Consider the following 13,969-nt stretch of genomic DNA (forward strand, 5'->3'; position numbering starts at 1 on the left):
TCCGTACGGCCGGGCATCGGCCGATGCTCCGATTACCGCGGCTCAGATGGGCTGTTTTTCCTGGTGACGGCGGTGGTACGTGCGGACCAGGTCTTCCACCCGGGCCCGCATGGCGAGAAAATCGGGGAGTCGTTTAGCCGACAGTTCACGTTCGGCCGGGAGGTTGACGGGGAGGTCGGCGGCCACCCGGCCCGGGTCGCTGGCGAGTACGACGACGCGTTGGCCCAGGAAGACGGCCTCTTCCACGTCGTGGGTGACCATCAGGACGGTGGTGCCGGTGTCCTGCCACACCCGCCGGATGAGCAGCTGCATGTCCTCCTTGGTCTGAACGTCGAGCGCCCCGAACGGCTCGTCCAGCAGCAGCACCGCCGGCTCGCAGGCGAGGGCGCGGGCGATCGCCACCCGCTGCCGCTGGCCGCCGGAGAGCTGCTTGGGCAGCGCGTGGCGGTAGGCGGTGAGGCCGGTCTCGGCGAGGTACCAGGCGACCCGCCGGTCCCGCTCGGCCCGGGGCAGGGGGAGCAGCTCCAGGCCGAACGCGACGTTGCGCTCGACCGTCCGCCACGGGTAGACCGCGCCCTCCTGGAAGACCAGCCCGCGGTCGGGCCCGGGACCGGTGACCGGCCGCCCGTCCAGGCGTACCTCGCCGGCGGTGGGGCGGACCAGGCCGGCGACCAGCGAGAGCAGCGTCGACTTGCCCGAGCCGCTGGCGCCGACCACGCAGACGAACTGCCCGTCCGGGACGGACAGGTCCACCCCTTCCAGCGCCTTCACCGGGCCGCCGCGCCGGGTGAACTCCTTGCCGAGGGACGCCAGCTCCAGCATCAGACCCACCTCCCCACCCGGTCGCGGGTGATCCGCAACAGCAGGTCGATGGTCAGGCCGATCAGGGCGATGACCACGAGTACGGCGAAGATGCGGTCGATCTGGTTGAAGCGCTGGGCCCGCACGATCCGGTAGCCGAGCCCGGACTCGGAGGCGATCAGCTCGGCGACCACGACGAAGCTCCACGAGGCGGCCGCGTTCACCCGGATCGAGTCGATCATGCCGGGCAGGGCGTACGGGACGATCACCTTGCGCAGCACCTCGCCCCGGCGGGCGCCGAGCGTGTACGACACGTCGATGAGGCTGAGCGGCACCCGCCGTACCGCGTCGGCGGTCATCAGGGTGTTGAAGAAGAACGCGGCGAGGAAGAGCAGCGCCACCTTGGACGGCTCGCCCAGCCCCAGCCAGATGATCAGCAGCGGGATGAACGCGCTCGCCGGCAGGTAGCGCAGCAGTCCCACGAGCGGCTCCAGCAGCGCCTGCCCGGCCGGGAAGCTGCCCATGAGGATGCCGAGCGGCACCGATACGAGCACGGCCAGCCCGAAGCCCTGCAGCACCCGCGCGACCGTCGACCAGGCGTCGGTGAGCAGCTGCCCCGAGCGGGCCATCTCGATCCCCGCCTCGACGGCCTCGAAAGGCCCCGGCAGGTAGTCGGGCCGCCCGTCGACGACCACGCTGAGCACCTGCCAGGCGGCCAGCGGCACGGCCACCGAGAGCGCCATCAGCGTCCACCGGACGCCGGGCGGGACGGCTGTGCGGATGCCCCACAGGCCGCGCACCCGTGGCGGGCGGCGGCGCGGGAGCGAGCGCGGCGGTGCCTTCTCAGCCACGACGGTCACGGTGAGACCGCTTTGACGAACGTGGCGTCGAAGAGCCCGTCGAGCGGCGGCGCCTCGTCCACGAGCTTGGCGTCGACCAGGAACTTCGCGATCGACCGGGCCTGGAAGTCGAGGTTGGCCGCTGTCTCGCCGGGGGTGAAGGCGGCCAGGTTCTGCTCGTGCGTGAAGATCGTCGTACCCGCGTCGTAGGTCTTGTAGTCGGCGTCGCTGACGCCGCCCTTCTTGGCCATGATCGCGATGGCCGCGTCCTTGTTGGCCGCGATCCAGGCCAGCGTGTCGAACCAGGTGTCGACCAGCGCCTGCACCTGTTTCGGGTGGTCCTTGACGAAGCCGGCGTCGAAGACCAGGTGGTCGGGGATCGCGCCGGGGAAGTCGGCGGAGGTGGCGACCGCCTTGCTGCCGGCGAGCCCGAGCGCGGTCGTGGTGAACGGGGCGAAGGCGCCGACCGCGTCGACCTGTCCGGCCACGAACGCCGCCGCGGCCGCGTCGGTCAGCAGCGGCTTGACCGTGATGTCCCCTTCGGAGAGTCCGGCCTTGCGCAGCGCGAGCAGCAGCAGGTAGTGGTCGACGGTGCCCTGCTCGACCGCCACCGTCCGGCCCTTGAGGTCGGCGACGGTGTCGATGCCGGATCGGGCGATGATCTGGTCGTTGCCGGTGGAGTTGTCGTTGACCAGCACGATCGTCTGCTGGGCGCCGCCGCTGACCGAGGAGAGCGTGTCGTTGAGGGTCTGGCTGTTGGCGTCGAGGTTGCCGGTGGAGAGGGCGGTGAGGCTGTCGGTGTAGCTGTCGAAGTAGGTGAGGTCGACGGTCACCCCGTTCTCGGCGAACAGCCCCTGCTCCTGCGCGACCTGCCAGGGAAACCAGCCGGGCCAGGCGCTGAAGCCGAGCCGCACGGTGGTGCCGGACGAGTCGGCGGAGTCGGTGGAGTCGGACGATCCGCAGGCGGTCAACAGGACGAGCGCCGCGGCGGCGGCGAGAACTCTCTTCATGGCGTGCTCCTAAGGGGGAGGTGACCGGCCCGCACCAGGCAGCCGAGCGTGTCGCAGATGACGCGGGTCGCGATGAGGGAGGTGATCTCGGCGTTGTCGTAGGGCGGGGAGCACTCCACGACCTCGATGCCGGCCAGCGGCCGCTCGGCGACGAGCTGGATGAACTTGAGCACCTCGCGGGGGAGGAAGCCGCCCGGCTCGGGCCAGCCGGTGCCGGGTACGAACGCGGCGTCCAGGCAGTCGACGTCGAACGAGAGCCACACCGCGTCGGCCCCGTCCCAGGCCACCTCGAGCGCCCTGGCGGCGGCCGCCTCGATGCCCATCTCGACGCAGTCGGTGACGGTCATGATGGTGGTGCCCCGCTCGCGCCCGACCTTGACGCCGGGGCGGGGCGCCTGCCAGCCGCCGATGCCGATCTGCACGAGGTTTTTCGGCGGTACGTTGGGGATGTCGGTGGCGTGAAACCAGGGCGTGGTGTGCATCCGCTCGTCGAGGTCGGTCTCCTGCGTGTCGACGTGCCGGTCGAAGTGGATGATGCCGAGGTTGCCGTCGAGGTGCTCGGCCACCCCGCGCACCGTGGGGTAGCCGATCGAGTGGTCGCCGCCGAGCACGACCGGAAACGCGCCCGAGGCGTACACGTGGCCGACCGCCTTGGAGATCTGGTCGAACGTCTTCTCGATGTTCGCCGGGATGGTGAAGACGTCGCCGAGGTCGGCGATGGTGATCGACTCGCGCAGGTCGACGCCGAGCTCGAAGGAGTACGGGCCGTAGAGGGCGGAGATCTTGCGGATGCCCTGGGGGCCGAAGCGGGTGCCCGAACGGTACGTGGTGCCGCCGTCGAAGGGGGCGCCGAGCACCGCCACGTCGTACTCCCCGCAGCGGCGCACGTCCTCCAGGTACGGCGCCTTGAGGAACGTGTTGATGCCGGCGAAGTGCGGCAGCTCGCCGCGGCTGAACGTGGGGATGCGACGGTCCACGATGGAGTCCGCGCCGGGCAGGCCGAGCTCGAGGCCGCGGGCGACCTCCTCCTCCCACCGGGTGGTGGGCAGCTCTGCCTCGCGTTCCACGGCGTAGCGCGCTTCGGGGCCGTAGTGGTCGTGCGGATGGGCCACGGGCACCTCCGGGAGAGGGGCCTGGCTGGGAGCCCGGCCGCCTCCGCGTCCGTCGTGCGCCAACCGATGGCGGCGCGGACGCGGCTGCAACCAGCACAGCCAGGACTTGGCTGTCTCCCGGGCTTTTGTCCCGCCGTGGAACGCGCGCGGCGCGGCCATCGCGTCGCGGCGCCTGCGTCTCTCGGACCAGCCCCGCCCGCGGCAACGGGCGGCGGAACCCTAGGCGCGCCTCACCGGTGGTGAGTCAGAACGCAGTAGAACCGCCGCCCGTTGCTTGGGCTTTGCCCGTTTGTTGCGAGCGTGTGTCTTTACAGATCGTCGGCCATCAGTGCGTGCCGGGGCTCAGGAGGCGACGGCCGGCTCGGGCACACCGTCGCGGGCGCGCCGGCGGGCGAGTGCGGCGTCCAGCGACCAGCGGCCCGGTCCCAGGGCCGCGATCAGCAGGAACGACCAGCAGAACAGCGCCGCCGTCTCGCCGCCGTTGTTGAGCGGGAGCAGCCCGTCGGGCTGGTGGACGACGAAGTAGGCGTACGCCATCGAGCCGGAGCAGACGACCGCCGCGACCCGGGTGGTGAGCCCGGCCAGCACGAGCAGGCCGCCGGCGAACTGGATCACCGCGGCGTACCACCCGGGCCAGGTGCCGATCGCGATCGCTTCGCCGGAGCCACGGTTGCCGCCGAAGGCGCCGAAGAGGGACGCCGCGCCGTGGAAGGCGAACAGCAGCCCGAGCACGAGCCGGAAGAGGTTGGTGACGAGGTCGGGGATGCGTGCAGGGTTCATACGGAGAGCTCCTGTAGAGACTGGCCCCACGGCGAGCGAATCGTATCGCGTTCAATCAATGGTTGTCTATGCGAGCCCGATTCATGTGAATGCGCGGTCGAGTGCCGCGCGCACCTCGCGCAAATCACCACCCACGGCCGCGGCGAGCGCCGCCGGCCCGCCGGCGAGCGGCATCCGGGCCGCGCCGGGCCCGAGGACCGCCGCCTCCGGCGGCTTTTCCGTCCACAGAGGATCCACCACCAGCAGCGTCCCGGTCGCCCGGCCGCCGCCCAGGACCGCGGGTCCGGCCCATCCGCAAGCGCGCGGTCCGACCGCGAGATCCTGTCGCGCGAGGGTACGGCCGCCGAGGCGCACGGTGCTGTGCAGTGACGCGTCTCCGGGGTCCTCCCCGTGGCGCCCGCACACGACCTCCTCCCGCCAGGTGAGGGAGGCGTCGCTTTCGAGGTCTACAAGGGACCGGGAGACGTGGTCACAGCCCCTGGCGGCGATGAGCGGTTCGGGCAGCCAGCGCAGCGAGCCGCCGGCCGCCACGGTCGCGTGGATGTCGAGTGTGGACTGTGTGTCGGCCGGGCTCCGCGGGCCGGCTCGCTCCGGCCACCGCGGTCCGGGCAGGGCGAGCGAGGCCGCGACGGTACGCACGCACAGGCGCGCGCCCGGCCCGACGGTCACCTCGATCCGCAGCCGGTCGCCGCCGAGCGGGCCGGCGGCCCCGCCGACCAGGTGCACCTCGACCTCACCCGCCGCGTGGCGGGGACCCGTACGGCGTACCAGAAGGGGTGGCTCCGACCGGAGGGTGACCAGCCGCGTGCGCCCGGCCTCCGCGACCGCGGTGATCCGGGCGGTGGCCTTCATCCCTTGACGAGGCCGCGCACCCAGTCGGCGACCGGTGTCGCGGCGGGGTCCTCTACCAGGGAGAGGAAGACGGTCGGCAGGTCGCCGCGGCGGGCGGCCGCGTCCCGGGCCATGACGGAGAGGTCGGCGCCGACCAGCGGGGCGAGGTCGGTCTTGTTGACCACGAGCAGGTCGGCGGTGGTGACGCCGGGGCCGCCCTTGCGCGGCACCTTGTCGCCGCCGGCCACGTCGACCACGAAGATCTGATGGTCGACCAGGCCCTTGCTGAACGTGGCGGTGAGGTTGTCGCCGCCGCTCTCCACGAGGACGAGGTCGAGTGGGCCGAGGTCGTGCTCGAGGTCTTCACAGGCGTCGAGGTTGGCGGAGATGTCGTCGCGGATCGCGGTGTGCGGGCAGCAGCCGGTCTCGACCGCGCGGATCCGGTCGGCCGGCAGTACGCCGTTGCGGAGCAGGAAGTCGGCGTCCTCGGTGGTGTAGATGTCGTTGGTGACGACCGCGAGCCGCAGGTCGGCCGCGAGGGTACGGCAGAGCGCGGCGACCAGCGCGGTCTTGCCCGAGCCGACCGGGCCGCCGATGCCGATCCGCAGCGCGCGGGCGCCCGCGGTCAACGGGGCGTGCGGGTCGGGGTGAGTGTGTGCTTCAGGATGCAAAGAGACGCACCTCCCAGCTTGCGTGTGCTTCGGCTCCGATGTCCAGCAGCGGCGCGGAACAGGCGGGCAGCTCGTCCACTGTGGCCACTCGCGCCGCTCTCCTCGCCACGGCGTCGCAGTCTCTCGCGAGGCGGGCGACGAGCGCGTGCGTGGCGTACGGGTCGAGCCCCAGCAGCCGTACGGCGGCGCTGGCCGGCCCGGTGACCGTGCCGTACGCGGCGGTGAGCGCGGCCTCCTCGGGCGCGAGCCCGGCGGCCGCCGCCACCACGCCGAGCGCGACCGGGTGGTGCAGCTCGCGCTCCACTGTGGAAAGCGTCCACAGTGTACGGCCGGCGCGCAGCAGGGCCCGCCCCTGCGCCCTGGACGCCTTGCGCAGCGCGGGAGAGGGCGTGCGGGCGTCCATCTCGGAGTCGAGTGTGCTCGTGTCGCCGCCGCGGCACGCCGCCGCCGCGAAGGCCGCGGCCACCAGGCCCGCCGTCGCCAGGCGGCCGTCGAGGAAGGCGGCCAGGGTCTCCAGGTCGCGCACCCGCCCGGCGGTGACCGCCGCCTCCAGGCCGCCGGAGTGGGCGTGGCCGCCGGCCGGGAAGCGCCCGTCGGCGAGCAGGAGCAGGGTGGTGGACATCGTCGTCAGAAGAGGAAGTAGCGCTGGGCCATCGGCAGCTCGGCGACCGGCGCCGGCTCGACCACCTCGCCGTCGATCCGCACCGTGAACGTGTCCGGCTCGACCTCGATGCGCGGGGTGGCGTCGTTGAGCGGGAGGTCGGCCTTGCCGCGCCCGCGTACGCCGGCGACCGGCTGGAGCCTGCGGGCCACGGCGAGCCGCGCGGCCAGCCCGTCCTCGATCGCGGCCGGCGCCACGAAGGCGAGGCTGGTGGCGGCCGGCACCGCGCCGTACGCGCCGAACATCGGGCGGGGGAGCACCGGCTGCGGGGTGGGGATCGAGGCGTTCGCGTCGCCCATCTGCGCCCACGCGATCATGCCACCCTTGATCACCAGGTGTGGCCGCACGCCGAAGAACGCCGGGTCCCACAGCACCAGGTCGGCCAGCTTGCCCGCCTCGACGCTCCCCACGTCGCCCTCGATGCCGTGCGCGACGGCGGGGCAGATCGTGTACTTCGCGACGTACCGGCGGGCCCGGTGGTTGTCGGCGGCCCCGTCGCCGGGCAGCGCGCCCCGGCGCTCCTTCATCACGTGCGCGGTCTGCCAGGTGCGGAGCACGACCTCGCCGACCCGCCCCATCGCCTGCGCGTCCGAGCCGATCATCGAGATCGCGCCCAGGTCGTGCAGCACGTCCTCGGCGGCCATCGTGCTCGGCCGGATGCGGCTCTCCGCGAACGCCAGGTCTTCCGGCACCGCCGGGTTGAGGTGGTGGCAGACCATCAGCATGTCGAGGTGCTCGTCGAGCGTGTTGCGCGTGTACGGCCGGGTGGGGTTGGTCGACGACGGCAGCACGTTGGGGTGGGACGCGACCGTGATGATGTCCGGCGCGTGGCCGCCGCCCGCCCCCTCGGTGTGGTACGCGTGGATGGAGCGCCCGCCGATCGCCCGCAGGGTGTCCTCGACGAAGCCCGCCTCGTTCAGGGTGTCGGTGTGGATGTTGACCTGTACCCCGGCGGCGTCGGCGACGGTGAGGCAGGCGTCGATCGCGGCGGGCGTGGTGCCCCAGTCTTCGTGCAGCTTGAAGCCGCCCGCGCCGCCGCGCAGCTGCTCCCACATCGACTCCGCGCTGACCGTGTTGCCCTTGCCGAGCAGCAGCACGTTGACCGGCCAGGGGTCGATCGCCTCGAACATGCGGGCCAGGTGCCACGCGTTCGGCGTGACGGTGGTGGCCTTGGTCCCCTCGGCCGGGCCGGTGCCGCCGCCGATCACCGTGGTGATGCCGCTGGCGACCGCCTCTTCGAGGATCTGCGGGCAGATGAAGTGGACGTGCGAGTCGATCGCGCCGGCCGTGAGGATCTTGCCGTTGCCGGCGATCACCTCGGTGCCCGGGCCGATCACCAGGTCGGGGTGGACACCGTCCATCGTGTCCGGGTTGCCGGCCTTGCCGAGCGCGACGATCCGCCCGTCGCGGATCCCGACGTCGGCCTTCACCACGCCCCAGTGGTCGAGCACGACCGCGCCGGTGATCACCGTGTCCGGGGTGCCCTCGGCGCGGGTGGCCCGGGACTGCCCCATCGACTCGCGGATCACCTTGCCGCCGCCGAAGACCGCCTCGTCGCCGCCGGCGCAGCGGTCCTCCTCGACCTCGATCAGCAGGTTGGTGTCGGCGAGCCGGATCCGGTCGCCGGTGGTGGGGCCGTAGAGGGCCGCGTAGCGCCGCCGCTCGATCCTCATCCGTCCCGCCTCACCAGGCCGGGCACGACCCGCCGGCCGGCCAGGGGTACCAGGTCGACGTCGCGCGGCACGCCGGGCTCGAACCGGACGGACGTGCCGGCCGGGACCGCCAGCCGGTGCCCCTGGGCGGCCGCCCGGTCGAAGTCGAGGGCCGGGTTGGCGTCCGCGAAGTGGTAGTGCGAGCCCACCTGCACCGGCCGGTCGCCGGTGTTGGTCACGGCCAGCGTCAGCACCGGCCGCCCGACGTTGATCTCGACCTCCCCGTCGCCGGGGATGACCTCACCGGGGATCACGGGTGCCTCCTTACCGGCCGCCCGCCGCGGCGCACGCGAAACCGGCCCTGCCCGGTCGCGGGGTGCGTCACGGGATCGGCTCGTGGACGGTGACGAGCTTGGTGCCATCCGGGAACGTCGCCTCGACCTGCACCTCAGCCAGCATCTCCGGCACGCCGTCGAGCACGTCGTCCCGGGTGAGCACCTGCCGGCCCGCCTCCATCAGCTCGCCGACGGTCCGGCCGTCCCGGGCCGCCTCCAGGAGGAACGCGGTGATCACCGCGGTCGCCTCCGGGTGGTTGAGCCGCAGGCCGCGCTCGCGGCGCCGCCAGGCAACGTCGGCGGCCACATGGATCAGCAGCCGGTCCTGCTCGTGCCGGGTCAGGTACAAGGCGTCACCTCCAGCGGGATGCTGACACCTCAACGTTTCCGGCACGTTTCGGTTGTGCGGACCGGTGGGCCGGCCGGGCGCGGTGCGGGCCCGGCACCCGGCGCCGCGCCGCGGTGGCCCTCGCCGGCGGCGTGCCGCGGGCTCTCGCCGGCGGCGTGCCGTGGCGGCCCTTTGGCGCGGCGGTGGGTGACCGGGGGGGCCGGGTCAGCTGCGCAGGACCCGGCCCTGCGCGTCGGTGCCGCCGCGGGCCAGCAGCACGATGCCGTCGACGAGCGGCCAGATCGTCCCCAGCGGCATGAAGAACCACAGGAGGAAACCGCCGATGAACGAGAACAGCGTGCCGATGCAGCAGAGCGTCAGCGCCGGTACCCAGACCGCGGCGAGCTGGCCGAGGGCGAGTCCCACGTGCCCGGTGTAGAACCGCCCGACCGCGAAGCCGCCCAGGAAGATCTGCAGCAGGCCGGCCACGGTGCGGGACTTGTCCGACAGCGGCAGGCCGGTCAGCGGGTCCAGTCCGAACGGCGCGGCCGGCGGCGACACGGCGGGGGAGTACGGCACCGCCGGCGACTGCGGGTACGCCGAGAGCGGGTAGCCGGCGGGCCCCGGGAAGGGCGAGCCGAAGACCGGCCCCTGGTTTTGCCCCGGCTGCGTCTGTCCCGGCCGCGGCGGGAAGGGACCGGACAACGGCTCGTTCTGCCTTCCGGGGCCCGGCGGCTCGGTTCCGGCGGGTGGCTCGTTTCCGGGGCCGGATGGCTCGTTTCCGGCGGGTGGCTCAAATGATGGATCGGTCACGGGAATCGACATTACGGCGACCCGTCGTACATTTGGTTGTCGAAATGGTGACACGATTTCCAGTACACCCGGAATGGGCTGTCTATTCGTCGAGAATTGCCGCGCGAAAAGGGTGGCCCGCGGTCAGCCGGCCGGCGTGAGCGACGCGTCCGCGAGTACCACCACGCCCTCCGGCGACTCGCACTGGACCTGGATGGTGAGCTCCTCCACCCCGTCGACCGCGGCAGTGAGCCGGCCGGGCGTGGCCATCGTCGCGGTGAACTGGGTGCCCGCCGTGCGCCGGGTCAGCGTGTCGTCCCGCTCCTTAACCCCGGAGACCGCGGTCACGTACGTGCGCGAGTCCGGCTGGCCGGTGTAGTACGGCCGGACCGTGGCGGCGAGGTCGAGGTAGCGGCCGCGCAGCAGGTAGGTGACCGTGCGTACCTTGTCGTCCGACTGGTTGGTGGGGCACTGCACCACGATCGGATGGTCGTAGCCGGCCTGCCCCTTCAACGCCCTCGGCAGGGTCACCAGGTTGCCCCCGCCGGACTGGGGCGGCAGGTCGGCGAGGTAGGTGGCGGCCGGGCCGGCGGGCGTCGGGGCCGCGGTGGTGGGCGCCGGTGCCGGCTGACCCGTCGACGGGCCCGGGGCCGCGCCGTCCGGTCGCCGCGGCTGCGCCGGCCCCTGGGTATCCCGCGGCCACCGCCACGCGCCGATCGCCACCGCCGTCGTCACGACCAGCGTCACCACGCCGAGCCAGATGCCTATCTTTTCCGCCCGGCGCATTCCGCGGCGGGCGACGGGTTCGTCGTATAGCACGGTTCATCATTATGGTGAGCGGTCGAAAAATGGGGTCACCCGATCGTGGACGGAAAAGCGACAGTGGGAATGGTGGGCCTCTGCGATAAATGCAATCCCGATAATCGAGGAGGTGTGCGCGGTGACCGCGCCCGACCCGCAGTACCCCGTTCCCCGGCCGCCGGCCGGCCCCGCCTACCCGCCGTTCTCCGCGCCTCCCGACCAGATGTCGGCGCCGCCCCTCTCCGCGCCGCCCGCCCCGTACCCGGTCTCGCCGGCCGCGCCCGCCCCCGCCAAGCGTTCCCGGGGCGCGCTGCTCGCCGTCGGCGTGTCGACGCTCGCGCTGCTGGTCGCGGTGGTGTCGCTGGCGGTCGCCTGGCGGGCGGTCGACCAGGCCGGTGACGCGAAGCGGTTCGCCCTGGCCGGCGCCGCGGACGTGCCCGCGCCGGTGACCCAGGCCCCGGCGCCGCCGGCCACGACCGGGGCGCCACCGCCGACCGAGGCCCCCGCCACCGACGCCCCGATCGCCCCCGATCCGACCAGCACCGCTGAGCCGGCACCGCTGGACGAGCGCACGGTCTACACCGTGGAGTACGAGAAGCAGGTCCTGACCCTCAAGGCCGGCTGCAACGACTCGATGTACATCGACCTGGACGAGCCCCGGGCGAACGTCGAGTACAACGACTACGACCTCGGCTTCACCCGCCGCTGCCAGGGCGGGACGTCCAATCTCGGCCTGGGTGAGGGAGTGGAAGGCAGCGAGTCGGGCAACCCGCAGATGACGCCGCACGACTGCGCCGAGCGGATCCGCACCGCGCCGATCGGCACCGACGCGGCGGTCCCGGTGCGCAAAGGCGTCGTGCTCTGCCTGACGACGTCGCTGGCCAGCGCCCGGGCCAAGGGCGACAGCCAGCGCATGGTGCGCCTCGAGATCACCGGCGCGGCCGACGACGGCACGGTCACGTTGCAGGGCACCGCCTGGAACATCCCGCGCTGACGGGCGGGTGGCGTCGGGTCACTGCGGGTATCCCTGACAGAATGTGCGGCGGACACCCGTCACGAAGGAGATGCACCCGTGATCCGTACCCATGACGCCGGGAGCCTGCGCGCCGCGGACGCCGGCACGACGGTGACGCTCGCCGGCTGGGTGGCCCGCCGGCGCGACCACGGGGGTGTCATCTTCGTCGACCTGCGCGACGCGTCGGGCGTGGTGCAGGTGGTGTTCCGGGAAGAAATGGAGCTCGCGCACGCGCTGCGCAACGAGTTCTGCGTGAAGGTGACCGGCGTGGTCGAGCGCCGCCCGGAGGGCAACGACAACCCGGAGCTCCCCACCGGCCAGGTCGAGGTCAACGTCTCGGTGCTGGAGATCCTCTCCGAGGCGGCGCCGCTGCCGCTGCCGGTCGACGACCACGTCGACGCCGGTGACGACATCCGGCTCAAGTACCGCTACCTCGACCTGCGCCGCAGCGGCCCGGCGCGGGCGATCCGGCTCCGCTCGCGGGCCAGCCAGATCGCCCGCACCGTGCTGCACGACCGCGAGTTCGTGGAGATCGAGACCCCGACGCTCACCCGCTCCACGCCGGAGGGGGCCCGCGACTTCCTGGTGCCGGTGCGGCTCCAGCCCGGCACCTGGTACGCGCTGCCCCAGTCGCCCCAGCTCTTCAAGCAGCTGCTGATGGTCGGCGGGATGGAGCGGTACTACCAGATCGCCCGCTGCTACCGCGACGAAGACTTCCGGGCCGACCGGCAGCCGGAGTTCACGCAGCTCGACATCGAGATGTCGTTCGTGACCCAGGACGACGTGATCGAGCTCGGCGAGGCGATCGTCGGCGCGCTCTGGCGCGAGCTGGCCGGCCACGAGATCACCGGGCCGATCCCGCGGATCACCTGGCTCGACGCGATGGCGCGGTACGGCTCGGACAAGCCCGACCTGCGGTACGGCGTGGAGCTGACCGAGCTGACCGGATACCTGCGCGGCACCGAGTTCCGGGTCTTCGCCGGCGCGATCGACGCGGGCGGGTACGTCGGCGCGGTCGTCATGCCCGGCGGCGCCGCCCAGACCCGCAAGGAGCTCGACGGCTGGCAGGACTGGGCCAAGGCGCGCGGCGCCCGCGGCCTGGCGTACGTGGTGCTCGACGCCGAGACCGGCGAGCCGCGCGGCCCGGTCGCCAAAAACCTCAGCGAGGCCCACCTGGCCGGCCTGGCCGACGCGGTGGGCGCCAAGCCGGGCGACGCGATCTTCTTCGCCGCCGCCACGGACCGCCGCGAGGCCCAGGAGATGCTCGGCGCCGCCCGCGTCGAGATCGCCCGCCGGGCCGGGCTGGTCGACGAGGACGCGTGGGCGTTCTGCTGGGTGGTGGACGCCCCGATGTTCGAGCCGGCCGACCCCACCGGCTGGACGGCCGTGCACCACCCGTTCACCTCGCCGAACTCCGAGTGGTTGGACAGCTTCGAACAGGCGCCCGACCGGGCGCTGGCGTACGCGTACGACATCGTCTGCAACGGCAACGAGATCGGCGGCGGCTCCGTCCGTATCCACCGGGCCGACGTGCAGCGCCGCGTCTTCGACCTGCTCGGCATCACGCCGGAGGAGGCGAGCGACAAGTTCGGCTTCCTGCTGGAGGCGTTCAAGTACGGCCCGCCGCCGCACGCCGGCATCGCGTTCGGCTGGGATCGGGTCTGCATGCTGCTGGCCGGCGCCGACTCGATCCGCGAGGTGATCGCGTTCCCCAAGACCCGGGGTGGCTACGACCCGCTGACCAGCGCACCCACCCCGATCACGCCGCAGCAGCGGGCCGAGGCCGGCGTCGACGCCAAGCCGAAGGCCCCGACCCAGGCCGCCGCCGCCGAAAAGCCCGGCACCGCCGGCGTCGCCGCCCCCGTGGAGCACAGCAACTAGCCGCCCGTGATCAAAGCTCCCCTCACGTCGCTAGAACGACTTCAAGGGAGCTTTGATCACCGAGCAGAGGGCTGGCCGCGTCGCGCCGGCGGGTGTGAGCAGAGTCACCGCGTCCCGTGACCATCTTCACGGAGCGCGGCCAAGGTCCCGCCAGAGATGTCCACGGTGGACGCTTGGCGGGAAGTGGCGCTGGGTACTTGAGGCGTGCACCAAGCCCCCTCAAGGAGGATTCATGTTCGCCATCGCTGCTGCCGCGGTGTTCGGCTTCGCGTTGCTGCTCGACCTGCTCGACTCCGACCTGGGTGCGCCGGATCTCTTCAACTGGCAGACTCTGGTCCTGATCGGCCTGTTCCTGCTGGCCCTGTACTTCGCCGGCGTCGGCCGCGCCGCCGCGGGCGGCGGCGGTCGGTGGTACCGGGGACGGCGTCCGGGCCGAGGTTGACGATCGGCCGGTACTGTC

Annotated in this window: 16 protein-coding genes; 3 read left to right on the top strand and 13 right to left on the bottom strand. The window is 72.6% G+C overall.

Translation table 11 applies throughout. From position 1 onward, the window contains the following. Nucleotides 1-42: 42 nt before the first annotated feature. The 13 genes from RB614_RS25740 to RB614_RS25800 form a co-directional block, all read right to left on the bottom strand. Nucleotides 43-822, bottom strand: a complete 780-nt coding sequence (locus RB614_RS25740) for an ABC transporter ATP-binding protein (protein WP_308715204.1) — start codon at nucleotides 820-822, stop codon at nucleotides 43-45. Next, a complete protein-coding gene (locus RB614_RS25745; protein ID WP_308715205.1) occupies nucleotides 822-1,652 on the bottom strand; it encodes an ABC transporter permease in 831 nt (276 codons plus the stop codon). The genes RB614_RS25740 and RB614_RS25745 overlap by 1 nt, the downstream gene beginning before the upstream one ends. Nucleotides 1,653-1,657: 5 nt before the next feature. Continuing rightward, entirely contained in the window at nucleotides 1,658-2,650 is a 993-nt protein-coding gene (locus tag RB614_RS25750) for an ABC transporter substrate-binding protein (protein WP_308715206.1), read from the bottom strand. Next, nucleotides 2,647-3,762: an agmatinase family protein gene (locus RB614_RS25755; RefSeq protein ID WP_308715207.1), complete on the bottom strand. Its 1,116-nt coding sequence runs from the start codon at nucleotides 3,760-3,762 to the stop codon at nucleotides 2,647-2,649. Before RB614_RS25755 ends, RB614_RS25750 begins: the two co-directional genes overlap by 4 nt. A 342-nt stretch (nucleotides 3,763-4,104) precedes the next feature. After that, the gene (locus tag RB614_RS25760; protein ID WP_308715208.1) at nucleotides 4,105-4,542 is read right to left on the bottom strand and encodes a DoxX family protein; all 438 of its coding nucleotides are present in this window, start codon (nucleotides 4,540-4,542) and stop codon (nucleotides 4,105-4,107) included. A gap of 81 nt (nucleotides 4,543-4,623) precedes the next feature. Further along, on the bottom strand, nucleotides 4,624-5,394 hold the full coding sequence (locus RB614_RS25765; protein ID WP_308715209.1) for an urease accessory protein UreD: 771 nt from the start codon (nucleotides 5,392-5,394) through the stop codon (nucleotides 4,624-4,626). Continuing rightward, complete coding sequence (gene ureG / locus RB614_RS25770) at nucleotides 5,391-6,044, bottom strand: urease accessory protein UreG (RefSeq protein ID WP_308715210.1); 654 nt, start codon at nucleotides 6,042-6,044, stop codon at nucleotides 5,391-5,393. The genes RB614_RS25765 and ureG overlap by 4 nt, the downstream gene beginning before the upstream one ends. After that, on the bottom strand, nucleotides 6,034-6,666 hold the full coding sequence (locus tag RB614_RS25775) for an urease accessory protein UreF (RefSeq protein WP_308715212.1): 633 nt from the start codon (nucleotides 6,664-6,666) through the stop codon (nucleotides 6,034-6,036). Before RB614_RS25775 ends, ureG begins: the two co-directional genes overlap by 11 nt. A 5-nt stretch (nucleotides 6,667-6,671) precedes the next feature. Then, nucleotides 6,672-8,378: an urease subunit alpha gene (locus RB614_RS25780; RefSeq protein WP_308715213.1), complete on the bottom strand. Its 1,707-nt coding sequence runs from the start codon at nucleotides 8,376-8,378 to the stop codon at nucleotides 6,672-6,674. Then, nucleotides 8,375-8,671, bottom strand: a complete 297-nt coding sequence (locus RB614_RS25785) for an urease subunit beta (protein WP_308715214.1) — start codon at nucleotides 8,669-8,671, stop codon at nucleotides 8,375-8,377. The genes RB614_RS25780 and RB614_RS25785 overlap by 4 nt, the downstream gene beginning before the upstream one ends. Nucleotides 8,672-8,738: 67 nt before the next feature. Continuing rightward, nucleotides 8,739-9,041 (bottom strand): urease subunit gamma, encoded by a 303-nt coding sequence (locus RB614_RS25790; protein ID WP_308715215.1) that lies wholly within the window; start codon nucleotides 9,039-9,041, stop codon nucleotides 8,739-8,741. A 204-nt stretch (nucleotides 9,042-9,245) separates the two neighbouring features. Further along, a complete protein-coding gene (locus RB614_RS25795; protein WP_308715216.1) occupies nucleotides 9,246-9,725 on the bottom strand; it encodes a TM2 domain-containing protein in 480 nt (159 codons plus the stop codon). Between the two features lie 231 nt (nucleotides 9,726-9,956). Further along, nucleotides 9,957-10,631, bottom strand: a complete 675-nt coding sequence (locus tag RB614_RS25800; protein ID WP_308715217.1) for a hypothetical protein — start codon at nucleotides 10,629-10,631, stop codon at nucleotides 9,957-9,959. Nucleotides 10,632-10,752: 121 nt separating this feature from the next. On the opposite strand from RB614_RS25800, the gene RB614_RS25805 reads away from it, so the two are divergent. The 3 genes from RB614_RS25805 to RB614_RS25815 all read left to right on the top strand — a co-directional run bounded on the left by RB614_RS25805 (nucleotide 10,753) and on the right by RB614_RS25815 (nucleotide 13,951). After that, nucleotides 10,753-11,607 carry a hypothetical protein gene (locus RB614_RS25805; RefSeq protein WP_308715218.1) on the top strand — a complete coding sequence of 285 codons (855 nt, stop codon included), beginning with the start codon at nucleotides 10,753-10,755 and terminating at the stop codon, nucleotides 11,605-11,607. Nucleotides 11,608-11,685: 78 nt separating this feature from the next. Next, entirely contained in the window at nucleotides 11,686-13,509 is a 1,824-nt protein-coding gene (gene aspS, locus RB614_RS25810) for an aspartate--tRNA ligase (protein ID WP_308715219.1), read from the top strand. Between the two features lie 232 nt (nucleotides 13,510-13,741). Then, nucleotides 13,742-13,951, top strand: coding sequence for a hypothetical protein (locus RB614_RS25815; protein WP_308715220.1), 210 nt, complete (start codon nucleotides 13,742-13,744; stop codon nucleotides 13,949-13,951). Nucleotides 13,952-13,969 lie beyond the last annotated feature (18 nt).

The organism is Phytohabitans maris, from assembly GCF_031085175.1.
GTDB lineage: Bacteria > Actinomycetota > Actinomycetes > Mycobacteriales > Micromonosporaceae > Phytohabitans > Phytohabitans maris.

Coding starts and splice junctions, on each gene's coding strand:
- RB614_RS25760 (WP_308715208.1), bottom strand. CDS start 4,542: ATGAACCCTGCACGCATCCCCGACCTCGTCACCAACCTCTTCCGGCTC.
- RB614_RS25780 (WP_308715213.1), bottom strand. CDS start 8,378: ATGAGGATCGAGCGGCGGCGCTACGCGGCCCTCTACGGCCCCACCACC.
- RB614_RS25740 (WP_308715204.1), bottom strand. CDS start 822: ATGCTGGAGCTGGCGTCCCTCGGCAAGGAGTTCACCCGGCGCGGCGGC.
- RB614_RS25765 (WP_308715209.1), bottom strand. CDS start 5,394: ATGAAGGCCACCGCCCGGATCACCGCGGTCGCGGAGGCCGGGCGCACG.
- RB614_RS25815 (WP_308715220.1), top strand. CDS start 13,742: ATGTTCGCCATCGCTGCTGCCGCGGTGTTCGGCTTCGCGTTGCTGCTC.
- RB614_RS25775 (WP_308715212.1), bottom strand. CDS start 6,666: ATGTCCACCACCCTGCTCCTGCTCGCCGACGGGCGCTTCCCGGCCGGC.
- RB614_RS25750 (WP_308715206.1), bottom strand. CDS start 2,650: ATGAAGAGAGTTCTCGCCGCCGCCGCGGCGCTCGTCCTGTTGACCGCC.